Source organism: Variovorax sp. dw_308, from assembly GCF_019207085.1.
GTDB lineage: Bacteria > Pseudomonadota > Gammaproteobacteria > Burkholderiales > Burkholderiaceae_C > Variovorax.
The window spans coordinates 153,479-177,525 of the sequence record NZ_JAATOM010000008.1 but is presented as its reverse complement, the minus strand read 5'-3'; the positions used below and the strand labels follow the sequence as shown (position 1 = coordinate 177,525).

Genomic DNA, 24,047 nt, shown 5'->3' with positions numbered 1-24,047 from the left:
CATTGCTACGACTGCATCAGCCGCCGCGCGCGCGAGATCGACATCAGGATGCCCAGCGCCAGTCCCAGCGTGACCATCGCCGTGCCGCCATAGCTGATGAAGGGCAAGGGCACGCCTACCACCGGCAGGATGCCGCTCACCATGCCCATGTTCACGAAGGCGTAGGTGAAGAAGATCATCGTGACTGAGCCGGCCAGCAGGCGCGAGAACAGCGTGGGCGCGTCCATCGCGATGGCCAGTCCGCGGAAGATCAGGAAGACGAAGGAGACGATCAGGAACGCGTTGCCGACCAGCCCGAATTCCTCGGAATAGGCCGCGAAGATGAAGTCGGTGGTGCGCTCGGGCACGAACTCAAGGTGCGTCTGCGTGCCCTGCATGAAGCCCTTGCCGCCGATGCCGCCCGAGCCGATGGCGATCATGCCCTGGATGATGTGGAAGCCCTTGCCGAGCGGGTCCTTGGTCGGATCGAGCAACGTGCAGATGCGCTGCTTCTGGTAGTCGTGCAGCACGCGCCAGTCGAAGCCGTCTGCGCACAGCGTCGATTCGTAGCCGACGATCAGCGCCACCGCGACGAGGCCGATCACCACCGGCGGCACGATCAGCTTCCACGACAGCCCCGCGAAGAAGATCACCGACATGCCCGCCGCCAGGACCAGCAGCGCGGTGCCGAGGTCGGGCTGCTTCATGATGAGGCCGACCGGCACCCCCAGCAGCACGGTGGCCACGATGAAGTCGAGCGGCCGCAACTGGCCTTCGCGGCGCTGGAACCACCAGGCCAGCATCAGCGGCATGGCGATCTTGAGGATTTCGCTGGGCTGGATGACCACGCCGACGTTGATCCAGCGCCTCGCGCCTTTCTTGGTGATGCCGAACACCGCCACCGCGATCAGCAGCGCGACGCCCACGGTGTAGAGCGGCACCGCGAACGCCATCAAGCGCTGCGGCGGTATCTGCGCCACCACGAACATGATGAACGCCGCCAGCAGCATGTTGCGGCCGTGGTCGATGAAGCGCGTTCCGTGGTCATAGCCGGACGAATACATCGTGACCAAGCCCGCGCAAACCAAGAGCAGCACGGCGAAGGCCAGGTAGCCATCGAAGCCCTGGAAGATGGGCGCGATGCGGCGCGCGAGGGAAGGTTGCTGGAAGACGGCCGACATGGGGCGCAATTATCGCCCCGCCCACCCGCGAATGACCGCGGGGAGGCAGCATGCGCCGCTTGGAAACGCCCGCTAAAGCTTGATTCCCGCGGCCTTGACCGTCGGGCCCAACACAGCCACCTGTTCTTTCACGAAGTCATTGAACATTGCGAGCGTCTCCGGCTTTGCCACGATGGCCAGTTCCGTCAACTTCTTCTGGATATCGGGCATCACCAGCACTTCATTGCATGCCGAGTTGATCCGGGCCACCACGTCGGCAGGCATCCTGGGCGGGCCGGACAGGCCGAAGAAGTTCTCGAGAACCAGCTTGGGCTGCTTCAACTCCACGATGGTGGGCACCTCAGGCATCAGCGGCGCGCGCTGAGCGCTTGTCACTGCCAGGGGAACAAGCTGCCCGCCCTTGAAGAAGGGGATGTACGAGGTGATGACATCGATGCCGATCGGGATGGTGTTGGCGATCAGGTCGGTGGTCATCGGCGCGCCGCCGCGATAGGGCACGTGCACCATGTTCAAGCCGGTCGTCTTCTTGAGCAATTCGCCGTGGATGTGCCCGATGGAGCCGGGGCCGCCGGAGCCGAAGTCCATGCGTCCCTGCTTCCTGGCGACGTCCTCGAACTCTGCATAGGTCTTGATGCCGGAGGGCTTGCTGGCCATGATGACGAGCGGCGCGGCGCCCAGGTAGGCCATGTGGGTGAAGTCACCCACCGGATCGTAGGGCTGCTTCTCCAGGGTGAACGGGCCGAGCGCGATGGGCGTCGTGTTGGAGAGCAGCAGCGTATAGCCATCCGGCGGCGCCGTGGCCACGAGCGTGCCGCCAATGGTGCCTCCCGCGCCGGGCTTGTTGTCGACGACGACCGGCTGCCCCAGCTTCTTGCCCAGTTGCTCCGCCATGAGGCGGGCCAGCACGTCGCTCGAGCCACCCGGAGGGAAAGTCACGACGATCCGGATGGGCCGGTCCGGCCATTGTGCGTAGGCGGGGAAAGTGGCTGCGGCAGCGCTGGCTGCGAGCCAATGCAGCGCGGTGCGCCGCGAGGGGTTGAAGCGGTTCATGGCGTCCTCTGGAAAGTGCTGACCGCAGTTAGCAGGAAACGCGCCTGCCGGGGCCGCCGTCACGGAAAGGCGAGCTGTACCACCGTCCGCCCCGGCTGGCTTTCCAGCGCCAGGTGCGCGCCGATGGCCTGCGCGCGCTGGCGCAGGGCGCGCGGCGGCTGGCTGGCGTCGAAGCCGCGGCCGTTGTCCACGGCGCGCAATCGCAGCACGCCCTCGTGCATCGCGGCCTCGATGCGCAGCACGCTGGCGCCGGCGTGCTGCAGCACGTTGGAGATGACCTCGAACAGCAGGAATTGCAGTTGCCGCATGGCAGGGGCGTCCAGGCGCGCCACGGGTTCGAGCTCATCCACCGCCCACTCCAGCCCCACGCTGGACGCGGCCAGCCGCGGCTCCAGCCGGTAGCGCAACGCGGCCAGCAGCGCGCCCACGTCGCCGGGCGGCATGTGGATCGCATCGATCGACAGCTTGAGCTGGTCCAGCGAATCGCGCAGCGTGCGCATCAGCTCCGATGGCCGGGCCTGGCCGGACTGGATCTGGTGGATGGCCGCGCTGATGTGCGAGCCGACGCCGTCGTGCATGTCGCGCAGGATGCGTTCGCGCTCGAGCGTGCGCGCCTGCTCGCGGCTGGCGGCGTCGAGCCGGGCGTAGGTCGAGGCCAGTTCGCGCTCCCGATCGGCCACGCGGGCGGCCAGGGTGCCGAGCAGGTTCCTGGCCTGGGTGCTGGCGGCCTGGAAGCGCTCGAGCACGATGGCCAGCAAGGCGATGCCGAAGAACACCGATGTGTAGCGCACCCAGGTGGTTTCACCGTAGCTGTCGCTCAGGCGGATCACGGCCCAGTCGCGCAGCGCCACCAGCACGGTCAGCACCGCGGCCGAGCCGACCAGCACGCGCCCGGTGTCGGGCCGGCGCGCCGTGGCCACGACAAAGACGCCGATGTAGCCGATCACACCGACCAGCTCCAGCGCCAGCCACGCGGTCAGCCAGCGCGGGTCGGCCCGGCTCAGCGAGATCCAGCAGCAGGCAATGGAGCCGAAGAACATGAGGGCCATGGACCACCCCATCCAGCGCATGCGGGGGTGCCGGTCCCAGCCCGCGACATGGTGGCAGAACAGCATCGCCGACGCGGCCCAGCCCGAATAGCAGGCGGTCATCAGCGTGCCCCAGCCCACCCAGCCGATCGGCGGCGTGGCGATGGCGGCATCGGCCACGCGCAAGGCCCAGCAGAATTCCGCCAGCGCGGCCCAGAAATAGACGGGTTCGCGTCGGCGCCCGCCGGTCACGCCGCTGTCGGACTGCGTGAGCCACAAGGCCAGCGCGATGGCGCCGACGACGACGCTGAAACCCACCAGCAGGACGGAGCCGGTGAAACGCCAGGCGTAGTCGACGCTGAAGGCCGCCAGCACATCGTCGGCCGGGCCGATCAGGACCGGGGACAAGCCGGCGCGGCGCCCGGAATCGGCCCGCAGGCGGACTTCGAGCAGGTTGGGGCCGGCGCGCAGCAGTTGCGCCGGGATCATCAGCGACCTCGGCGACTTCGCATAGTCCGCACCGTTGCCGTGCGACAGGTCGCCATGCACGCGCAGCAGTTCGCCATTGAGGCGCACTTCGAAGGTGCTGCCGATGCGTTGCAGGTACAGGGCCCAGGGGCCGTCGGGCCGCCCGGGCAGCGTGAAGGGCAGCGAGAAACTGGCCATGCCGGGCCGCGCATGTTGTTCGTGGTCCCAGTTGTAGGGCAGTTCCACCGGCGCCGTGGTGGCCTGGCCATCGACGGTGCTGCTGACGCTGCCCTGCCGCAATTCCAGGACGGCCGCTCCGGTGTGGGCAGACGCGAAGGCGCAGGCCCAGCACACCAGCAGCGCCATGGCCGCGGCGCGCCAGCCGCGCATCAGCGCGCGCCCGGGTGGTGCAGCAGGCCCAGGCGCATGGCCTCGAAGACCGCCTCGTTCTTGGAGTGCACCGCCAGCTTGCCGTAGAGGTGCTTGATGTGGGTTTGCACCGTGTGCACGCTGAGGCCTTGCAGGCGCGCGATCTCGGCGTACGAGAAGCCGCGGGCGATCAGCGTCAGCACCTCCTGCTCGCGGCGCGAGAGCAGCGCTCGCGCCGCGCCGTCCGGGCCTGGCGGGGGCGTGGTGGGCGCCGCATCGGGCTCGGCCCGGCCGCCCGACTGCAGCAGCCGGTATCGCGCCAGCACGCGCCGCGCGATCATCGGCGAGATCGGCGAGGCCCCGGCCTTCATCTCGAGGATGGTGAGGGCGATGTCCTCTGGCGCGGCGTCCTTGTGGATGTAACCAAGTGCTCCGGCCTCGATGCTCGCGAGCACGCTGTCCTCGTCGCCGAAGACCGAGATCACGAGGGGCTCGCACTGCGGATAGCGGGCCACGGCGGCCGAGATCACGTCGAGTCCGCTGCCATCGGGCAGGCCGAGGTCCACCAGCAGCACGTCCGGAGCCACCGCGTCGCCGTCGAGCCAGTCCAGCGCCTCGCGCACGGAGGCCGCGCCGCCAAGCCACTGCAGCCGCGGGCTGCGCCGCACGCTCGCCTCGAAGAACGCGCGGGCATGGTTGTCGTCCTCCACGACCAGGACGCCCCAGGGCGAGGGCGATGTCAAGGTCGTTTCTGTGGGGGACATGGGCCTGAGCATAAATCGAGTAACAGTTAATACACATTGTTGACTGCCGAATTCATGGGATGCATGGCGAGGCGGAGTGAGTCGACACTTGTTACAAACTAGCCGCACGGGCTCCTGCCGGGGTCCGCCCGCCCGCCCTACGATGACACCTCCCTCCAGAACAAAGCAGCGCGCAGTGACCGTGGCCCCTGCATAACCCGCTATAAATTTCATAGCATGCGACATCTTCCCGCGACCCATCTGCTATACCTGCACGGCTTCCGCTCGTCTCCGAACTCGACCAAGGCGCAAGTGATGGCGCGCCGCGTCGCGGCATCGCACCCGGAGGTTCACTGGTGGTGCCCGCAGTTGCCGCCCTCGCCGCGCGAGGCCATCGACATGGTCATGCGCGGCATCGCGTCCTGGCCGCGCGAGTCGATGGCGGTGGTGGGCTCGTCGCTGGGCGGCTTCTACGCCACCTACGTGGCTGGAATGACCCGCTGCCCCGCGGTGCTGTTGAACCCGGCGGTCGACCCGGCGCGCGACCTGGCGCACCACATCGGCACGCAGACCCAGTGGCATGACCCGGCGCAGCAGTTCCATTTCCGCCCGGAGTACATCGGCGAGCTGAAGGCGCTGGAAGTGGGGGCGCTGCCGCGGCCGGAGCGCTGCTTCGCGATCGTGGCCAAGGGTGACGAGGTGCTCGACTGGCGCGAGATGTCGGCGCGCTATGCCGGCAGCCGCATCAAGCTGCTGAACCAGGGCGACCACGCGCTGTCGGATTTCGAACGGGCGCACCTGGACGAGGTCATGGCGTTCCTGAACCTGTAGTTCGCCCCCGGACTCCTCGGGGTAATCCGCGCACAAGCCCTCGGTTTTCACGCCTCGGGCCCATGGGACAATCGTCACCATGTTTGTATTGTTTGAAGAAGCCGGCAAATACCTTGGCGGTCGCGTGCTGTCGGAGGCGGAAGCCTCGGCCCAGGTCGAGCTCGACACCGGCAAGCGCGTCAAGGTCAAGGCCGCCAACATCGTGCTGCGCTTCGAGAAGCCCGGCCCGGCCGAGTTGATCAGCGAGGCGCGTGCCCTGGCTGCAACCATGGACCTCGACCTCGCCTGGGAGTTCTCGCCCGAGGGAGAGTTCGGCTTCGCCGACCTGGCGGCCGACTATTTCCAGGACAAGCCCACGCTGGCGCAGCAGGCTGCCGCGCTGCTCGGCCTGTTCGATGCGCCGCATTACTTCCGCCGCGCCGGCAAGGGCCGCTTCAAGAAGGCGCCCGCGGAGATCGTGCAGCAGGCGCTCGCGGCCATCGAGAAGAAGAAGCAGGTGCAGGCGCAGATCGACGAATGGGCGAAGCAACTGGCCGAGGGCACATGCCCGGCACCGGTGCGCGACCAGCTCTACAAGATCCTGTTCAAGCCCGACAAGAACGCGCCCGAATACCGCGCCGTGGTCGATGCCTCGCGCGCCTCGCAGCGGCCGCCGCTGGAACTGCTGGAGCGCGCCGGGGCCATCGACTCGGCCTACCAGTTCCACTGGAAGCGCTTCCTGTTCGAGAACTTCCCCAAAGGCACCGCCTTCCCGGCCCTGCAGGCGCCAGCGATCACCGACGCACTGCCGCTGGCCGAGGGCGTGCAGGCCTTTTCCATCGACGATTCGCAGACCACGGAAATCGACGATGCGCTCTCCGTGCGGGGCCTGGGCAGCGGCACGGTCGTCGTCGGCATCCACATCGCCGCGCCGGGACTGGCGCTGGTGCCCGGCAGCGCGATCGACCAGGTGGCGCGCAACCGCATGTCCACGGTCTACATGCCGGGCTACAAGATCACGATGCTGCCGGACGACATCGTGAACGCGTACACGCTGCAGGAAGGGCGCGACTGCCCGGCCGTCTCGCTCTACGCGACCTTCGACGAGAGCTCGCTCGAACTCAAGGGCACCGAGACGAAGCTGGAACGCGTGCCCATCGTTGCCAACCTGCGCCATGACCAGCTCGACGCCTTCGTCAGCGAGGAATGGCTGACCGACGCCAGCGTGCCCGACGGCGACGCGCCGGCGGTGGCCACGCAATTGCGCGAACCGCTCGGCTTCCTGTTCCGCCTGGCGCGCAGCCTGAAGGCGCAGCGCGAAGTCGTGCGCGGCAAGCCGGAGAACTTCAACCGGCCCGATTACAACTTCCGGCTTGAGGGGAATGTCGGCGAGCCGAGCGGTGAAGAAAAGGTCAGCATCAGCACCCGCCGCCGTGGCGCGCCGCTGGACCTCATCGTGGCCGAGGCCATGATCCTGACCAACAGCACCTGGGGCAGCTGGCTCGGCGAGTTCGGCGTGCCGGGCCTCTACCGCAGCCAGGCCAGCCTGGCGCCGGGTGTGAAGGTCCGCATGGGCACCAGGCCGGCGCCTCATGCGGGCATCGGCGTGAAGAGCTATGCGTGGAGCACTTCCCCGCTGCGCCGCTACACCGACCTGGTCAACCAGTGGCAGATCATCGCGGCCGCGCGCCACGGCAAGACCGCCGCGCTGGCCGCGCCGTTCAAGCCCAAGGACGCCGACCTGTTCTCGATCCTCTCGGGCTTCGATGCGGCCTACAGCACCTACAACGCCTACCAGGCCGGCATGGAGCGCTTCTGGACGCTCAAGTACCTGCAGCAGAACGGCATCACCGAACTGGACGCGACCGTGATGAAGGACTTCCCGAACGGTGCGCTGGTGCGCGCCGACAACCTGCCGCTGGTGTTCCCGGTGGCCGGCCAGCAGGAGCGCGGGGCGCATCTGCGGGTGAAGCTCGGCGACATCGACGAGATCGCGCTCGACGTGCACGGCACCGTGCTGGCGCGGCTCGATGCGGCGCCCGACGCGGCAGCCATCGAGGATGACGGCGGCGACGAAGAGGAAGTCGCGGGCCCGATCGCCATCGCCGTGGATATGGCGGACAGCGAGGCCACGCCGGACAACGTGCCCGCATGAACCTGCGCGACTTCAGCGTCCTGCAGATCGCGCTGGGGATCTCGATCCTCGCCCACGGCGTGTTGCTGGCCGTGCGATTTGCCGATCCCGAGGCCTTCGACCGCGCGTTCAAGGAGACCGCGCTCGAGGTCATCCTGGTCAATGCGGCGACCAACGAGAAGCCCGACAAGGCGCAGGCCATCGCGCAACGCTCGCTGGCCGGCGGCGGCGACCTGGAGCGCGGCCGCGCCACCAGCCCGTTGCCGCCCTCGGCCTTCACCGCGGTGGGCGATGCGTCCGAGGATTCACAGCGCCAGGTCGAATCGATGCAGGCGCAGCAGCAACTGCTGCTCGCGCAGATCCGGCAGCAACTCGCCACCATGCCCCTGCCCGATCCGCGCAACTCGGGCGACCCGGCGCAAAGCAGCGACCGCGAGGAACAGCGCCGCCAGTTGCTCGAACTGCTCGCCGAGATCGAGAAGCGGGTGAACGAAGAGAACGCACGGCCCAAGAAGCGCTACATCAGCCCCGCCACGCGCGAGGCCGCCTACGCGATGTATGTGGATGCGCTGCGCCGGCGCATCGAGGCGCGCGGCACCGAGAACTTCCCCGAGGCCTCAGGCAAGAAGCTGTACGGCGCCCTGACCATGCTGGTCACGATCAACCACGACGGCAGCGTCATCGGCGCGGAGATCGTGGAGACTTCCGGCAACACGGTGCTCGACAAGCGCGCCCAGGCGATCGTGCGCAGCATCGGCAATTTCGGCAAGTTCACCGACGCGATGCGCAGGCAGACCGACCAGATCGTGCTGCCCTCCCGCTTCCGTTTCACCCGCGACGAGACGCTCGAGGCCCGGCCCTCCGCACCCTGACGGCACTCTGATCGCGACTTCGAGACAGACAACAAGGGAGAAGGCCATGGACCTGTATTGCGTGATGGGCAACCCGATCGAGCACAGCCGCTCGCCGTGGATTCACATGCGCTTCGCCGAACTCACCGGGCAGGCGCTGGACTATGGCCGGCGCCTGGTGCCGCTCGGTGGCTTTGCTACGGCGGTGGCCGCGTTGCGCGCCGATCCCGCGGGCACGGCGCGCGGTTGCAATGTCACGGTGCCGTTCAAGTTCGATGCGGCGGCGCTGGCGCAACACGTGACACAGCGCGCTACGTTGGCGCAGGCCGTGAACCTGCTGAGCTTTCGAGATGACGGCATCCATGGCGACAACACCGACGGCGCCGGCCTGGTCAACGACATCACGCGCAACACCGGCGTCGAACTGCAAGGCCGCGATGTGCTGCTGGTCGGCGCTGGCGGTGGTGCATCGGGCGTGCTCGGGCCCTTTCTCGAAGCGGGTGCGCGGCGCGTGGTGGTGGCCAATCGAACACTTGGCAAGGCAGTGACGCTGGTGCAGCGGCATGCGGCGCTCGCCTTGTCGCACCACGCCGAGATCGAAGCGCAGGAACTCGGCACCGTCAGCGGCGACTTCGACGTCGTGGTCAACGCCACGGCGTCGAGCCTGAGCGGCGGCGGCGTGCCCGTGGCCGCCAGCGTGCTGAAGCCCGGCGCGCTGGCGGTCGACATGATGTACGGGCCGGCTGCGCAAGGTTTCATGGACTGGGCGCGCGAGAACGGCGCGGTGCCGCGCGACGGCCTCGGCATGCTGGTCGAGCAGGCGGCGGAGGCCTTTGAAACCTGGCGCGGCGTGCGGCCGCCCTCCGCGCAGGTGCTGGCGGAACTGCGCGCGCTGGTCGCGGGCTGACGACGGGCGATGCGCGTCGTGTTCCGCTGGGTGCTGTGCCTGCTGGTGGCAGGACTGGCTCTCGAACTCTTCTTCGTCGTGCGCATCGCGGCGATGGCCGCGATCAATCCTGAATCGACGGCATTCCAACGCTCCGAGGCCTGGCAGATCGCAACGCATGGCCGTGCCAATGGCGGGCACGAGTGGCAGCAGGACTGGGTGCCCTACGCGCAGATCTCGGAGACGCTCAAGCGCGCCGTCATCGCCAGCGAGGATGGCGAGTTCATCTACCACCAGGGCGTGGAATGGGAGGCGATCGAGAAGGCCCGCCAGCGCAATGCCAAGGCCGAGGAGATCGCCGCCAGGCGGGCGGCGCAGGCGGCAGCCAGCGGCAAGCCGGCGCGCCCGCCGAGGCTGCGCGGCGGCTCCACCATCACGCAGCAACTCGCCAAGAACCTGCTGCTCTCGGGCGAGCGAACCCTGCTGCGCAAGGGCCAGGAACTGGTGCTGGCGACGCTGCTGGAACTGCTGCTGAGCAAGCAGCGCATCCTCGAGATCTACCTCAACAACGTCGAATGGGGCGAAGGCGTGTTCGGCGCAGAGGCCGCGTCGCGGCACTACTTCAACAAGCCGGCCTCGCGGCTGAATGCCAACGAGGCGGCACGGCTCGCGGTGATGCTGCCGAGCCCGAAGTTCTTCGAGCGCCGGCCGACCTCGGCCTACATCCTGGGGCGCAGCGCGACCATCGTCGCGCGCATGCCCTCGGCCGACCTCCCCTGACCGTCAGGCCAGCGCGGGCTCGCGCGCGCCGGGCGCGAAGCCTTCGCCGAGCGAGGCCTCCAGCGGGCGGGCTTTTTTCAAGGTAGTTCCATATTATGGAACTTATCGATAAAATCTAGAACTCAATGATGGATTGCGCCGGCAGCCTGTCAAGAGGAGAGGCCTCGAGGGGGCCCTAAGATCCGATGCACCCCGACGGAACCGAACGATGAGCACCCTTGCCAATGCCATGGACGTCCTGAAGCTGATCGCGCGGCTGCGCCGCGACATCACGGTGATGGACGTCGCCAACGAACTGAGCCTGCCGAAGAGCTCCGCCTCGCGCACGCTGAGCATGATGGCCACCTATGGCTTCCTCGAGCGCGACGCCCTGACGCGCGCCTACCGACCGGGCAGCGTGATCATGGAGGCGTCCTACCACTTCCGCGCCTCGCGCAACGTGGCCTCGCTGCTGGAGGAGGCATTGCTCGCACTGGTCGCGAAGACGGGATACACGGGCTACCTCAACGTCATGGACCAAGGCGATTCGGTGGTGATCCAGATGCGCACCTCCGCCGGTTCCGGCGTGCTGCAGATCTACACGCCGCCCGGTACGCGCGCACCGGCGTATGCGAGTTCGATCGGCCGCGCGATGCTGGCCCGGCTCACCGACGCCGAGGTGGTCGCGCTGATCGGCCCGCGCATGGAGGTGCGCCGCGGCAATGTGCCGCGCACGCGCAAGGACCTGCTGGAACGATTGGCGCAAGTCCGCGCAACGGGCTGGGCGCTGTCGCGCGGCGAGTACGTCGACAACGTGGCGGGCATCTCGTCGGCGGTCATCGATTCGGCACATGGGCAGCTCTACGGCATCGGCATCGCCTTGCCCGTGGCCGACCTGACCGATGCGCTGATTGCGCGCTTCGGCATCATCGTGCGCGACGCGGCAATGGGCGTGGGCAAGCAGGTCGGCGATCCCTACTGGCTGGCATTCGGCACGACGACTGCGCGAGCTTAGGGCCTGTTCAAACTGGCGAGCCGCCTTCACGAGAGCGACCCAATCCGATTCCGCTGCACCATCGTGCGACCCTCGACGCATGAAGCCAGTGCGAGCGCGTCGAAGCACGTTCGTGGGCACCCGCGAAACGGCTCCTGCCGGGCCGCTGCGTGCACCTCCTCGAGGGTCTGAGGGACGCGGCTCGGAGCCTGCCTGCGCAGGCTTGGACGGCCCCGCAAGAGCATTCATTTCAATCCGCCGTGTGCATCCGGCCAAAGCCGGATACATCAAGCCGCCTATTTGCGCAGGGGCCGGAAAGCGGCCCTCATCTCTTCTGCAAACAACTGCGGCTGTTCCCAGGCCGCGAAGTGCCCGCCTCGATCGACCTCCCTGAAGTAGTAGAGCGTCGGGTAGGCGCGCTCCGCCCACGACTTCGGTGCGCGATAGATCTCGCCCGGAAAGACCGTGATGGCGACCGGGACCGAAATCTCCGTCGTTCGCTGCGCGGCCGAGCTGAAGTTGTTGTTGTTGTTCTCCCAGTAGAACCTCGACGAGGAGCTGGCCGTATTGGTGAGCCAGTAGAGCGAGATGTCGTCGAGAATCCGGGCCCTCCCGAGCACGGCCTCGGCGTTTCCGGAGGGATAGGTCCACTCGGTGATCTTCTCGTACATGAAGGCCGCGAGGCCTGCCGGTGAATCGTTCAGGCCGTACCCGACAGTCTGCGGCCGGGTGACCATCATGGCGCCATACGCGGCGTTGCGAGCGAAGAACCTGCTCAGCGTTTGATACGCCGTCCGTTCGGCGCCAGAGAGTCCCGCCGGTGGCTCGTCGCCGCCATGGATGCCCTTGACGAGCTCAGGCGGTACCGTGGCCGGCATGGTCAGATGAATGCCGAGCAGGCCTGGGGGCTTTTGCCGGGCCAGGGCGTCCGAAATCACGGAGCCATGATCGCCACCCTGGGATACGTATCGGTTGTAGTCAAGGCGATGCATCAGCACGTCCCAAGCCCGAGCCACGCGGTCGGGCCCCCAACCCAGGTCTTTGGGCCTGCTCGAAAAGCCATGCCCCGGAATGGCCGGAATCACGACGTCGAAGGCGTCTTCAGGTCGTCCTCCAAATGCGGTCGGATCGGTTAGAGGACCGATCGCGTCGATGAACTCGAGAGGAGACCCTGGCCATCCATGCGTCAGGATGAGCGGCATGGCATTCGGATGGCGTGACCGGACCTGGATGAACTGGACTTCCGCCCCGTCGATCGTCGTGACGAACTGGGGCAGCGCGTTGAGCCTCGTCTCCAGCTTGCGCCAGTCGTAGTCGGTCGCCCAGTGCCTCACCAGCTCTTGCAGCTTCGCCAGCTGGACGCCCTGGGATGCGTCGTCTACCGTCTCCTTGTCCGGCCAGCGCGTCGCTTGCAGTCGGGCTTTCAGATCTTTCAGGGCCTTGTCCGGGATATGAACCTTGAACGGGCGAATCGCCTCGGACGGGGACTCTGCCCGACTCTGCCTTCGATCGGCCGGCGGATCGGCGGCGTCGGCCTGGCCCGCGAACGCCAGGCCCGACGCAATCATGAGGCTGGCCGCGCAGATGGCGGACGCAAATCGAACTTTCGATGGGTGCTGTTGAACGTTTCTAGAGCTGTGCATGGGAACGATCTCCATTGATGAGTGAGCGGGTGAGTTGCGGCCATCAAGCCAGGAGAAAAAGGATCGATAGCCAGAGGCCCGTGACGTAGGTCAGCGTTGCGCCGATCGCCCGCAAGGCATTGAGACGCGACAACGACGTGATCAGGCCGACAGCAAGAAGGACACGCGCGGCCGTGGCAACCGCGATGAGGCCCAGCGTCAGGCCGCCAGGCTGGTGGGAGCCGAGGAACAGGAAGAGCACGGCAAGGAACGGGGCGTACTCGGCCGTGTTGCCGTGGGCCCGGATGAGGCGATTCAGCAGATGGTCAGGATCGGAAGCGGTGCCGGTGAGGACCTGGGTCCTGCCGCGCACAACCGTCACGGCGAGCCCGAGTCCAAAGAGCAGCAAGCCCAGGATCGCGACACTGGTTACAACGAGAGGGTGCATGTTCGACATGGTTGATTCCTGGCTGGAGAAGAAGGTGGTGGTCGCCGGACGGCTCGGTGGCCCGATGCGTCTGCGGACATGCCCATTGAACGGGGCGGATGTATCTCCGGCATGTCGTGCGCGGGCAGAGTTGAGTCGGCGTGTACCTGTTGCGCGGGCCGATACGTGGACATACGAACAGACGTGGCTGGCCGGGCAGGTCAGTGTTTCGACGTCACGGCCGAAGCGAATACGTAGCCCTCGCTGCGCACGGTCTTGATATAGCGCGGTTCGCGCGCGTCGTCCCCCAGGCGCTGCCGCAGCCGGCTGACCAGCAGGTCGATCGAACGCTCGAAGAGATCGGCATCACGCCCCTGCGTGAAGCCCAGCAGTTGGTCCCGCGTGAGCACCCGTTGCGGATGCTCGAGGAAGACTTGCAAGAGCCGGTATTCGGCACCGCTCAGGGCCACCAGCTTTCCGCCTTCGTCGCGAAGATGGCGGGCGATGGTGTCCATCTCCCATTCTCCGAAGGCGATCATCGGTGCCTCGCCGCTCGATCGCATGTTGGGCGGCAGCATGCGCGTGCGGCGAAGGATGGCACGAAGGCGTGCCAGGAGTTCGCGCGACGAACAGGGCTTGGACAGGTAGTCGTCCGCGCCCATCTCCAGCCCCAGGATCCGGTCGGCCTCTTCGTGCAGCGTCGTCAGCATCAGGATGGGTGTGGCCTTGAACTTGCCGTTCTGGAGATCGCGGCACAGGGTCATGCCGTTCTCGCCGGGCAGCAGCGGGTCCAGGATGATCAGATCGAATGGCCCCGCGCCATCCAGCGCATTTCGCATGTGGCGACCTGTGGGAACCGCCTCCACCCGCAAGCCGTTCCTCACCAGGTAGTCCTTGAGCAGCTCACGCGTGCTCCGGTCAGCGTCGACGATCAGGATGTTGTCGGCGGGCTTCTGCGCGGCCGGTGCAGATCGTCCTGCGCGCGTCGACCACTCGGACCGAAGCCTTGCGGGGCGATGATTCGATATCGGGCGTCTGGCGACGGTGATGAAGTCCGGCGGGCACTTCAGGGCCTGAACCGGCAATGATCCGAGGGCATCGAACATGTGCTTTTCCTTTTGCGTGTGAACGCTGCAATCAACAACAGGGCGCAACAGTTGCGCGTCTTGCCTATCGCTGTGCGACGGGTTGGCTCACTGTGGCTGCGCCCTTGGCGGCGTTGAAGTCAGGTGTTGTCTGTGCGCGTGTCAATCGCCACGCGAGCGATGCGGATGTGGCACCTTGGAGGCCGGTGCTGTCCCGGCACTGAGGACGGTCTCCGTGTCAGCAACGGTGACGTGCGACAGCCGTCACACTGCACGCTGCTTTCGTCACACGGACATGCGGATGGCCTGCTTCAATCCGGCACATGAAGCGCCGCATCCATCCCAAGCCAGACACCCGGGGCGCCGAAGGCCTGGCGGACGAGAACGCCAGCTTGAGGGAAGCCTTGCGTGCAGCCGAGCATGCCGCCGCGCTCCACCGTGGCATCGAAGAACGATTCGAGTTGGCAATCACCAGCACCGGCGACGGCATATTCGATTGGGACATGGTCACTGATCTGCTCTATCTCTCGCAAAGCGCCCAGTTGCTTCACGGCCTGCAAGCGGGCCCGTCCATTCGGCCGCGCAGCGACTGGCAGTCACTCTTCAAGGTTCATCCCGACGATGCGCTGACACCCGCAAAACTGGTGATCGACCAATTGGCAGATCGGCTATCGGTGTATGAACGCGAATGGCGGGTGCTGCACGACGATGGCGCCTACCACTGGCTGCGCATGCGCGGACGCACGGTGCGAGATCCGGCGGGCCGGCCGATCCGACTGGTCGGCTCGATCTGCGATATCGATCCGCAAAAGCGCGCAGAGACGGCGCTCCTCAAGGCGCAGCGACTGGAGGTCACCGGCACGATGGCGAGCGGCATTGCGCACGACTTCAACAACATCCTCGCGGCGATCCTCGGTTACGGAGAGATGGCGTTGCGTGACGCGGAAGCCGGCAGCCGGCTGCGTCATGGCATCGAGAGCATCCTGGTGGCGGGCGAACGCGGCCGGGCACTCGTCGACCGCATCCTGGTGTTCAGCCGCAGTGGCGTCGGCGAACGCGTGCCGGTTCATTTCGAGGGTGTGGTCCAGGAAGTGCTGGAGTTGCTTGCCGCGACGCTGCCCGCCGACATCCACATCGAGTCTTGCCTGAATGCAGGTTGCGCCGCGGTCATGGGAGATTCGACGCAACTTCACCAGGTGGTGATGAACCTGGGAACCAACGCCATCCATGCCATGGCGGAGGGAGGGACTCTGCGGATCGCCCTGGAGGTGGTTGACATCGCTGCACCGCGCATCACGACAACAGGCCGCCTGAACCCGGGCGAATACGTTGCGCTGCAGGTGACCGATTCGGGTTCGGGCATTGCCGCCGACAAATTTCACCGCATCTTCGATGCCTTCTTCACCACCCGGGATGACGGCGTTGGCACCGGGCTTGGCCTGGCCCTGGTGCACGGCGTCATCGCGGAGTTCGGTGGTTCGGTGCACGTGGAGAGCAAGATCGGCGCGGGCAGCACCTTCACGGTCTATCTGCCGCGCAGCGGCGACGCGGCGCCTGCGGCCGCCGTCGAGGCGCCCGCGTCGATCGTCGGGTGTCACGAGCAGATCCTGGTGGTCGATGATGAGCCGGCGCTGATGCGCTTGATGGTCGATTCACTGTCGGAACTGGGATACGTGCCCGTCGGCTTCTCTTCGAGCATCGAGGCGCTGGCAGCTTTTCGGGCGTATCCGCACCGCTTCGATGCCGTGATCACCGATGAACGCATGCCGGCGATGTCGGGTTCGATGCTCATCCGCGAACTGCGCAGCATCCGCCCGGCTGTCCCGATACTGCTGCTCAGTGGTTATCTTGGCGGCAACATCAGTCACGAGGCTGTCGCGGCGGGCGCCGACGAGTTGCGAAAAAAGCCGTTGTCGGTGCGCGACTTGGCGTCGGTCTTGGCGCGCCTCCTGGGTCCTCGACCGGAGGCGTCGCGCCGATAGGCGTTTTGCGGGGCCGATGCTACAGTCTTCGCACATGGGCCTCGCGCCCTCGTCGTACACAGGAGGGTCGATGCACCCCGACCAGTCGACGTCATTCGCACCCATTGCGACCACGCACGTCTTGATCGTTGACGACGATCCGTTGGTGCGGCAGATGATCGCGGAATACCTCTCCGAGTTCGAGATACGCACCACCGCGGTGCCAACGGGCCATGAGATGGCCCAGGTGCTTGCCCGTGACTCGGTTGACCTGCTGATCCTCGACCTTCGATTGCCCGGTGAAGACGGGTTGCAGATCGCCAGACAGCTGCGCGCGAATTCCAACCTGCCCATCATCATTCTGACGGGCCGAAAGGACGAAGCCGACCGGGTGATGAGCCTGGAACTCGGTGCAGACGACTACCTGACCAAGCCTTTTTCACCGCGAGAGCTGCTGGCGAGGATACGGGCGCTATTGCGGCGCTCGCGAATGCAGGAAACCACGGCCGGCGCGCTCGCGAAAATCCGCGCTTACCGATTTGCCGGGTGGGAACTCAACGTCCGCCTGCGCAAGTTGACCGGGCCGAACGACGAGCCCGTTTCGTTGTCGAACGGCGACTTCAACCTGCTCGTTGCTTTCCTGTCCGCGCCCCAGCGCGTGCTGGCGCGCGAGCAACTGCTCGACCTCACGCGCCTGCACAACGCCGAGGTCTTTGATCGCTCTGTCGACGTGCAAGTCGGCCGGCTGCGCAAGAAGATCGAAGTCGATGCCATGGAGCCGACCCTCATCCTCACCGAGCGCGGCGTCGGCTATGTGTTCAGCGCGGCCGTCGAGGTCGTGAACGGCTGAAGTTGGCGTATGGTCACGCCCCATGCCGCCATTCGCCAGGGCGGCATGAAACGCTTGGGCTCTATTTCGCCTGGAAGCCACCGTCGATGCTCAGCACGTGGCCAGTCACGAAGCTCGCTTCATCGGACAGGAGCCAGCAGATGCCGCGCGCTATTTCCTCGGGCTGGCCCATCCGCATCATCGGATGCAAGGCCTGGATGCTCGCTTCGTTGTATTTGCCGAGGGCGATCTGGCTGGCGATCAGATCCGTGCGGATGGCACCCGGCGCAACAGCATTGATGCGGATGTTCTGGGTTGCATAGTCCAGGGCACTCGACCGGGTCAGTCCTACCACCGCATGCTTCGTCGCCGCGTACGTCGACGCCCATGGAATTCCGTTCAAGCCCGCGATGGAGGCCAGGTTGACGATCGAGCCGCCGGACTGCCGCTGCATCTGCTGAATCTCGAACTTCATGCAGTGATACAGGCCCAGCACATTGGTCTCCAGCATCGCCCTGAAAGCCTGCGTATCGGAGTCGCCGATCATCGTGTTCTCGGTGGAAATGCCGGCGTTGTTCACCGCGAGGTCCAGGCGCCCGTGGTCCCTGACGATGCCGTCGATCATCCGGCGAACATCTGCTTCGTCGTCGACGCTGTTCTGGACGAAGCGCACGCTGCCGCTGGCTCCCGTCGCCGCCGCGAAGGCGCTGATCTCGGCCACCGCCTGCGCGCCGGCTTCCGCGCGCCGGCCGCCGATGATCACGTGGACCCCCTTGCCGACAAGCTGCCTGGCGGTTTCCTTGCCGATGCCCGTCGAACCACCGGTGATAAGGGCTACTGGTGTTGTCATGGTTGCTTCCTGAAGGATCGGTCAATGGGTGGCGGCTTCGACGATGAGCTTTGCGACGGCGTCCGGCTGCGAGGTCATGACGACATGCGACGCCCCCTTGACCACGACGGTCTTCAGCGACTTGGCGCGTTGCGCCATGAAAGCCTGCGCGGCGGCCGGAATGTTCTTGTCACGGTCGCCGTAGACGAAGTACGAGGGCACCGTCTTCCACGCAGGCGATGCGGCAGGCTCATTGAGTGCGGCTTCCGTGACCGGACGCTGCGCGGCGGCCATGAGCCGCGCAGCCGCCGCAGGTACGTCGGCTGCGAACTGATCGCGAAACTTGCCCTGCTCGATGTACAGGTCCTTGCCACCCTCTGTCAGCGTCACAGCGGGCGCGAGCGTCGGCCCGAGCGTGCTGCCCGGGAACCTGCCTGAAAGCTCGACTGCGGTTTCGCCTTCCTCCGGTGCAAAGGCGGCGACGAAGACCAGAGCCTTGACGTTGGGCTTGCCGAGCGCTGCCTGCGAGATCACCGAACCGCCATACGAGTGGCCGACCAGTACGACGGGACCTTGGGTCGAGTCGACGATGGCCGCGATAGTCGATGCATCGGACTTCACGCCGCGCAGCGGATTGGCCGCTGCGATGACGGGGTAATGCTGGGCCTGCAGCCTTCGTACGACACCATCCCAGCTCGACGATTCTGCGAATGCACCGTGCACCAGCACGATGGTGGGCCTGGCCGCTTGCGCGGGCTGAGCGGCCGCACCGAGAGGCAGCGTCGCGGCGAGCGCGATGAGGCCGAGGGCGGCCGTTGTGCGCACGAGGCGGGTGAGCGGAGTTGGCATGGATGGGTCCGGTAGTTGAAAGGGGCGGCGCTGTATGCGCCGGGTTCGAACGCCGGTTGTAGGGCGTTCCGCGGCAGAAGACGCGCATCGTGTACGGCGGCGTATACGGCGCGGCGGCACACACAGTAGGTTTCGCTCGGTCGGTGCCGGGGCAGGGATTCCGGAAGCAAACGCTGCGACTGATCGGCTTCAGAGCCACCGCAACGCGATGTCCGACACGGGCGCGAGCACATCTGCCGGAAGCCTTCCTCAAACTGCTTCCTGGTCGAATTGAGGCGGTGGCCGCCTTGCCGCACATCGACAGATGGAGAAGCGCAAGAGTCGTGTCCGCCGCTGTATCTGCCGTGGCTCAGGTACGTGGCGAAGCAAAAACCCACGAAGCAGGACACAAGGCGCACACATCGCGGGATGCCAATGGAGTCTCGCCACCGCATGGTGTCGATCCACTCAAACCATTGAAAGAATCCTAATGAACACCTCGAAGATCATCGTTGTCGCTGCCTTGTCGATGCTCGCCGCCACCAGCGTGCAATCTGAGACCTATCAGGGCGTGCACATCGCGTCCAGCAAGATCAGCCGGGCGGAAGTTGCGTCCCAAGCCGTCGTCGCCGCCCACAACTTGAATCCTTACAGCGAGGGCACAAGCGCAACCGCTGCACCGGCGTTGCTTGCATCGACGGACCGCAGCTTGGTGCGTCAGCAAGCCGTGCTCGCATCGCATTCGGCCGATCCGTTTGCGGAGGGTGGATCGTCGGGCGTCACCAAGGCAACGGCGCGCAGCACCGACCGTTCGGCGGTGCGCATCGGGGCCCGTGCCGCAGCGCTCGGCTTCTATCCCGGACAGTGACCGCCATGTCCTCGCTCTTCCATGCTTCGACCCGGCCAGGCGCCGCCGCCAGGCGCTGCCGATCGGGCGTGCCCGACCAGGTGACTTCACTGCGAGGCAGCGATGCGCAGTTCGTGGCGTTGCTCGATGCTTTCCGCGGGTCGGGCGGCTTGTACCGCGGCGAGCATCTGGCAGCGCTGCTGACTCAACGGCAGCAAGGCGACCACGCCAGTCTGGCGCGCCAGATCGTTGCCGGTGAGTTGCTGGCATTCCAATGGAGCGATACGTTCTGGATCCCAGCCTTTCAATTCTCCGGGTTCAAGATGCTTCCAGAGGCCGGAGCACTAGACGTCATCCTCGAGCTCGGCAGCGCGTTCCACGGCTGGGAAATGGCGCAATGGTTCGCCGCCCCCAATGCATGGCTGTGCGAACGGGCGCCGGTCGATCTGTTGGCCACCGATCTGCCCGCCGTTCGAGACGCTGCGCGGGCGGACCGATTCGTTGCCGTCGGTTGACGAGTCAGCATGATTTCATTCCGCTTGAAGGTCCATCGCACGGCGTTCGGCCTGGGGCTGGCCGCACTTGCAATGCTGGCGAGCAGCGGGCAGGCTGGGGCATCGGATGTTGTCGACATCGACGCAGACGCCCGCTTCGAATCGTCGGTGGCGAATGCCGGCATGACACACCCGCTGGATTTCAAGTACGGCGGCATCTACATGGCGTCCGAGCCCGACAGTTCAAAGGAGGTTGTGCTCTTTGTGCACGGTGCCAATGGTTCGCCCCGAGATCTTTCCGAAGTGGCTGAGAACCTGGATCCCGCGACTCAGCAGGCCTGGTTTGCGTACTATGCGTCCGGCAACTCTGTCGCCCAGAGCGGGACAGAACTGGCCGATGGCGTTCTGGCACTGCTGCAGCGGTATCGGGTTTCGCATATCAGCGTGTTTGCGCATAGCATGGGTGGCTTGGTGGCATGGCGCGCGGTCGCCGAGATGGAAAAGCGAATCATCGTCTCGCGCCTGGTCAGCGTGAACACGCCTTGGGACGGCAGCTCTGCGGCACGGCTTGGCATCTGGTTTTCCCGTTCCCCGCTTCCGATATGGACAGACCTGGCGCCTGGCAGCGAGGCGCTGATGGCGATCTGGCGCCAGGACATCGCAACCCCGTTCACCTTGGTCTACACGATCGAGCATGACGATCCCCGGTGCATCGGCGACGGAACCATCAGCCGCCGCAGCCAGACGAGTGCCGAGATGCAGCGCCGCGCCGCGTTCGTCGTGAAGGAAATTGGAACCCACACGTCGGTGCTTCACAGTGCAGCCGCCCTGCGCATGGGTCTTTTGCTTCGATAGGAACCCGATGAAACGCATCGCCAAATCCAGACCAGATCGTCGAAGCCACGAAGCCCTCCGGACGGAGAACGCGAGACTGGCAAACGCGTTGAACGCAGCCAAGGTCGAGCTCGTCGGGCTTCGCAGGAGCGAAGAGCGCCTTGCGCTTGCCATCGCCAGCTCGAGCGACGGTGTCTTCGATTGGGACATCTTCAAGGATCACGCGCTCCTCGACGAACGCGGACTCGCACTCCACGGCCTGCGACCCGACGCGAGTGTCAAGACGCGCAGCGATTGGCTTTCGGCGATCCAGTTTCATCCCGCTGACCAGCCAGGCCATTTCCAGGCGCTGGATGACTTTCTCGCGGGCCGTATTCCGGCTTTCGAGCGTGAGTGCCGCGTGCGCCACAACGATGGCAGCTATCACTGGATGAGGATGTGTGGAATTTGCGTTCGCGATCCGTCCGGGCGACCGGCTCGCTTTGTGGGGACCATGCGAGACATAGACATCTACAAGGCCCGACAAGCTGACCTGGTGGCTTCCGAGGAGCGTTTTGCGCTGGCCGTTGCGGGATCCAACGATGGCGTGTTCGACTGGGACATGGTCAGCGACGAGATGTTCCTCTCAGTTCGGGGGCAGAGTCTTTTCGGGCTGGATCCGGGACGGACCACCCGGCCGCGCGCAGACTGGTACAACATGTCGACGGTTCATCCGGATGACGCCGATCTCCGAAAACGGCACGCTGACGCGTACCTCTCGGGCGCTGCTGACATGCTCGACGTTGTATGGCGCATGCGGCATGCGGATGGCAGTTATCACTGGGTTCGTGTCCGCGGGGTTTGTATCGTTGACAGCGAGAAACGCCCGATACGCATGGCGGGATCGGTGACCGACATCGATTCCCAAAAGCGCGCCGAGGCCGCCCTGCTGCAGGCGCAGCGGCTCGAAGTCACTGGCACGATGGCAGGCGGCATCGCACATGACTTCAACAATATTCTTGCGGCAACCCTTGGCTACGGGGAAATGGCACTGCGCGATGCGCCACTGGGCAGCCGCTTGCGACACAGCATCGAAAGCATCCTGGTTGCGGGCGAGCGGGGGAGGGCGCTGGTCGAGCGCATCCTGGTGTTCAGCAGCGGCAGCGCGAGCGCGCCTCGGACACCAGTGAGTGTTGAGCGCATCGTCCAGGAAGCGCTGCAGTTGCTAAGGGCCACGCTTCCGGGGGAAATTCAAATCGAATCTCGCTTGAACGCCGGGCGCGCCGCCATTCTGGGAGACCCGACGCAGCTGCATCAACTGGTCATGAACCTCGGGACCAATGCCATCTACGCGATGGGCAAAGGTGGCACGTTGCAGGTTTCGCTGGAGGTGTTGGAAATCTCTGCGCCCCGCGTGCTGACCAGTGGGGTGTTGGAGCCTGGTGAATATGTCGCATTGGAGGTCGCCGACTCCGGGTGTGGCATAGCACCGGAGTCATTGCACCGGATCTTCGATGCGTTCTTCACGACCAAGGACCAAGGCGTCGGAACCGGGCTGGGCCTGGCCATGGTGAACAACGTGGTGGCCGAGCTTGGCGGGGCGATCGGGGTCAAGAGCGTGTTGGGCTCTGGCAGTGTCTTTTCTGTCTACGTGCCGCGCATCGGTGATGTCGCGCCTGATGTGGCTGTTGAAGCGCCGTTATCGAGCGTCGGCAGCCATGAGCAAGTTCTGGTCATCGATGATGAATCGGCGTTGGTCAGTCTGATGACCGTGTCGCTTTCTGAGTTGGGCTATGTGCCCGTCGGATTCACGTCGAGCCTTGATGCGTTGGCAGCGTTTCGTGCGCACCCGGATCGCTTTGATGTCGTTGTCACCGATGAGCGCATGCCTGAGATGCAGGGTTCCGCGTTGATTCGCGAGCTGCGGATCATCCGACCTTCTGTTCCGATCATTCTGCTCAGCGGCTACGTCGGCGGCATCATTGGGCAGGAAGCGATCGATGCAGGCGCCGATGAGCTGTTGAAGAAGCCGTTGTCGAAGCAGCACCTCGCAGCCGCGATAGCCCGCGTGCTTGTTGCGGCGAAACGGTGAGATAGCGCGAAATTCTGGACTCGCGCCAAGGGCACCGACGTTCGGGAAGCCGTCCCGATTCAAGCGGACGGCCGACCTGCTACTGCTGCCGAGGAGCACGATCGCCGGGCAGGTTCAGGCGCTCGAGACTTACCGGCCGAACCGGCATTTGAGCGCCAAGGTGCGCGTCTTCATCGACTGCCCCTAGAAGGCGATGGCCAGCGAGGATGCCAGCACGCCGGCCGAGACGAAGACGGGCAACCCGGGGACCTGTCGCTGCAAGGCGGCTTTGTGGGCTGCGGTGTAGCCCATGCAGTCGAGCACCAGTGCGGTGGCGCCTTGCTCGCTCAGCGACTGCGCCGCCGCCACGAGCGCATCGTCGGACGCATTGGGGGAAGCGGCCGCGGCGACGTGGCAGCCCGGCAATGCGTTCCACTTCTCCATCACCATGCCGATCTGGCTCGGCATGGGCGCGATGACGCCCAGGCGCCCCCTGCCCACGAGACTGGCCACCACCGCCGGCACCAGGGTGTCAGGCTCTATGAGCCAGGCGCGGTCGGCTCGCAGCGCCGGAAAGCGACCCGTGCAGAGAACGACGATGGCGTCGGCGCCATCCTGCTCCAGGTGGTCGATCGAATCCTGCAGGCCTGCCTCGACCGCGGCCGAATCCACCGTGATGGCATTTCCATCGGACAGGCGCGTGATCAATGGCGCGCTGCCTGGGCGCGAGGCGAATCGCTGTTCGATCTCGCCGCGCGACAGGCCATCGAGCACGCCTCGCTCGTCGACCTGAACATGCGCGGGCAATGCGCGCCTGATGGCCTGCGTCATGTCGGGGCGTGGCGACTGACCGATCGTGAGCAAGGCAAGCCGGAAGGTGGCCATTCATCAATAGTTCCATTTTACGGAACACATACCCGTTTAGTTGAACTCTTTATCCACTCGATCCGGATGCCGTGCCAGTCCTGATCCTGCGGCACCCGCGTCTT

22 protein-coding genes are annotated in these 24,047 nt (G+C 65.8%); 12 read left to right on the top strand and 10 right to left on the bottom strand.

Annotation, left to right across the window (positions count from 1 at the left end; translation table 11 throughout):
* Nucleotides 1–5: 5 nt before the first annotated feature.
* From rodA to HCU76_RS17990, 4 genes are all read right to left on the bottom strand, one after another.
* Nucleotides 6–1,160, bottom strand: a complete 1,155-nt coding sequence (rodA, locus tag HCU76_RS18005) for a rod shape-determining protein RodA (RefSeq protein ID WP_213952963.1) — start codon at nt 1,158–1,160, stop codon at nt 6–8.
* Nucleotides 1,161–1,232: 72 nt separating this feature from the next.
* Nucleotides 1,233–2,210: a tripartite tricarboxylate transporter substrate binding protein gene (locus tag HCU76_RS18000; protein ID WP_218510208.1), complete on the bottom strand. Its 978-nt coding sequence runs from the start codon at nt 2,208–2,210 to the stop codon at nt 1,233–1,235.
* 59 nt (nt 2,211–2,269) lie between these two features.
* Nucleotides 2,270–4,096 (bottom strand): histidine kinase, encoded by a 1,827-nt coding sequence (locus HCU76_RS17995; RefSeq protein ID WP_218510207.1) that lies wholly within the window; start codon nt 4,094–4,096, stop codon nt 2,270–2,272.
* A complete protein-coding gene (locus HCU76_RS17990) occupies nt 4,096–4,851 on the bottom strand; it encodes a response regulator transcription factor (protein WP_218510206.1) in 756 nt (251 codons plus the stop codon). The genes HCU76_RS17995 and HCU76_RS17990 overlap by 1 nt, the downstream gene beginning before the upstream one ends.
* 204 nt (nt 4,852–5,055) lie before the next feature.
* Between HCU76_RS17990 and HCU76_RS17985 the strand changes: the two genes are divergently transcribed.
* The 6 genes from HCU76_RS17985 (at nt 5,056) to HCU76_RS17960 (ending at nt 11,273) form a co-directional block, all read left to right on the top strand.
* Nucleotides 5,056–5,649: a YqiA/YcfP family alpha/beta fold hydrolase gene (locus HCU76_RS17985; RefSeq protein ID WP_213952959.1), complete on the top strand. Its 594-nt coding sequence runs from the start codon at nt 5,056–5,058 to the stop codon at nt 5,647–5,649.
* A 79-nt stretch (nt 5,650–5,728) separates the two neighbouring features.
* Nucleotides 5,729–7,783, top strand: a complete 2,055-nt coding sequence (locus HCU76_RS17980; RefSeq protein WP_218510205.1) for a ribonuclease catalytic domain-containing protein — start codon at nt 5,729–5,731, stop codon at nt 7,781–7,783.
* Nucleotides 7,780–8,634, top strand: a complete 855-nt coding sequence (locus HCU76_RS17975; RefSeq protein WP_218510204.1) for an energy transducer TonB — start codon at nt 7,780–7,782, stop codon at nt 8,632–8,634. Before HCU76_RS17980 ends, HCU76_RS17975 begins: the two co-directional genes overlap by 4 nt.
* Before the next feature lie 46 nt (nt 8,635–8,680).
* Complete coding sequence (aroE, locus tag HCU76_RS17970; RefSeq protein ID WP_218510203.1) at nt 8,681–9,520, top strand: shikimate dehydrogenase; 840 nt, start codon at nt 8,681–8,683, stop codon at nt 9,518–9,520.
* Nucleotides 9,521–9,529: 9 nt separating this feature from the next.
* Nucleotides 9,530–10,279 (top strand): monofunctional biosynthetic peptidoglycan transglycosylase, encoded by a 750-nt coding sequence (mtgA, locus tag HCU76_RS17965; RefSeq protein WP_218510202.1) that lies wholly within the window; start codon nt 9,530–9,532, stop codon nt 10,277–10,279.
* Nucleotides 10,280–10,487: 208 nt separating this feature from the next.
* Nucleotides 10,488–11,273, top strand: a complete 786-nt coding sequence (locus HCU76_RS17960; RefSeq protein WP_218510201.1) for an IclR family transcriptional regulator — start codon at nt 10,488–10,490, stop codon at nt 11,271–11,273.
* A 275-nt stretch (nt 11,274–11,548) separates the two neighbouring features.
* Here the strand turns inward: HCU76_RS17960 and HCU76_RS17955 are convergent, their stop codons facing one another.
* The 3 genes from HCU76_RS17955 to HCU76_RS17945 form a co-directional block, all read right to left on the bottom strand.
* On the bottom strand, nt 11,549–12,910 hold the full coding sequence (locus HCU76_RS17955) for an epoxide hydrolase family protein (RefSeq protein WP_256354258.1): 1,362 nt from the start codon (nt 12,908–12,910) through the stop codon (nt 11,549–11,551).
* Nucleotides 12,911–12,938: 28 nt separating this feature from the next.
* Nucleotides 12,939–13,331, bottom strand: a complete 393-nt coding sequence (locus tag HCU76_RS17950; protein ID WP_371319850.1) for an MAPEG family protein — start codon at nt 13,329–13,331, stop codon at nt 12,939–12,941.
* A 191-nt stretch (nt 13,332–13,522) separates the two neighbouring features.
* A complete protein-coding gene (locus HCU76_RS17945; RefSeq protein WP_218510200.1) occupies nt 13,523–14,407 on the bottom strand; it encodes a response regulator in 885 nt (294 codons plus the stop codon).
* Between the two features lie 302 nt (nt 14,408–14,709).
* On the opposite strand from HCU76_RS17945, the gene HCU76_RS17940 reads away from it, so the two are divergent.
* Nucleotides 14,710–16,368 carry a PAS domain-containing sensor histidine kinase gene (locus HCU76_RS17940; protein WP_218510199.1) on the top strand — a complete coding sequence of 553 codons (1,659 nt, stop codon included), beginning with the start codon at nt 14,710–14,712 and terminating at the stop codon, nt 16,366–16,368.
* A 70-nt stretch (nt 16,369–16,438) separates the two neighbouring features.
* A complete protein-coding gene (locus HCU76_RS17935; RefSeq protein ID WP_218510198.1) occupies nt 16,439–17,197 on the top strand; it encodes a response regulator in 759 nt (252 codons plus the stop codon).
* 61 nt (nt 17,198–17,258) lie between these two features.
* Here the strand turns inward: HCU76_RS17935 and HCU76_RS17930 are convergent, their stop codons facing one another.
* Nucleotides 17,259–18,026, bottom strand: a complete 768-nt coding sequence (locus HCU76_RS17930; protein ID WP_218510197.1) for an SDR family NAD(P)-dependent oxidoreductase — start codon at nt 18,024–18,026, stop codon at nt 17,259–17,261.
* Nucleotides 18,027–18,047: 21 nt separating this feature from the next.
* Complete coding sequence (locus tag HCU76_RS17925; RefSeq protein ID WP_218510196.1) at nt 18,048–18,854, bottom strand: alpha/beta fold hydrolase; 807 nt, start codon at nt 18,852–18,854, stop codon at nt 18,048–18,050.
* Between the two features lie 469 nt (nt 18,855–19,323).
* Here HCU76_RS17925 and HCU76_RS17920 point away from each other — a divergent pair, with 469 nt between their 5' ends.
* From HCU76_RS17920 to HCU76_RS17905, 4 genes are read left to right on the top strand one after another with little or no spacing between them, the layout of a single operon-like run.
* Nucleotides 19,324–19,701 (top strand): helicase SNF2, encoded by a 378-nt coding sequence (locus HCU76_RS17920; RefSeq protein WP_218510195.1) that lies wholly within the window; start codon nt 19,324–19,326, stop codon nt 19,699–19,701.
* A 5-nt stretch (nt 19,702–19,706) separates the two neighbouring features.
* Nucleotides 19,707–20,195: a hypothetical protein gene (locus HCU76_RS17915; RefSeq protein WP_218510194.1), complete on the top strand. Its 489-nt coding sequence runs from the start codon at nt 19,707–19,709 to the stop codon at nt 20,193–20,195.
* Between the two features lie 9 nt (nt 20,196–20,204).
* The gene (locus HCU76_RS17910) at nt 20,205–21,029 is read left to right on the top strand and encodes a triacylglycerol lipase (RefSeq protein ID WP_218510193.1); all 825 of its coding nucleotides are present in this window, start codon (nt 20,205–20,207) and stop codon (nt 21,027–21,029) included.
* Nucleotides 21,030–21,036: 7 nt separating this feature from the next.
* Nucleotides 21,037–23,079, top strand: coding sequence for a PAS domain-containing protein (locus HCU76_RS17905; protein ID WP_218510192.1), 2,043 nt, complete (start codon nt 21,037–21,039; stop codon nt 23,077–23,079).
* Between the two features lie 183 nt (nt 23,080–23,262).
* On the opposite strand, the gene HCU76_RS17900 is transcribed toward HCU76_RS17905, so the two are convergent.
* The gene (locus HCU76_RS17900) at nt 23,263–23,943 is read right to left on the bottom strand and encodes an AroM family protein (protein WP_218510191.1); all 681 of its coding nucleotides are present in this window, start codon (nt 23,941–23,943) and stop codon (nt 23,263–23,265) included.
* Nucleotides 23,944–24,047 lie beyond the last annotated feature (104 nt).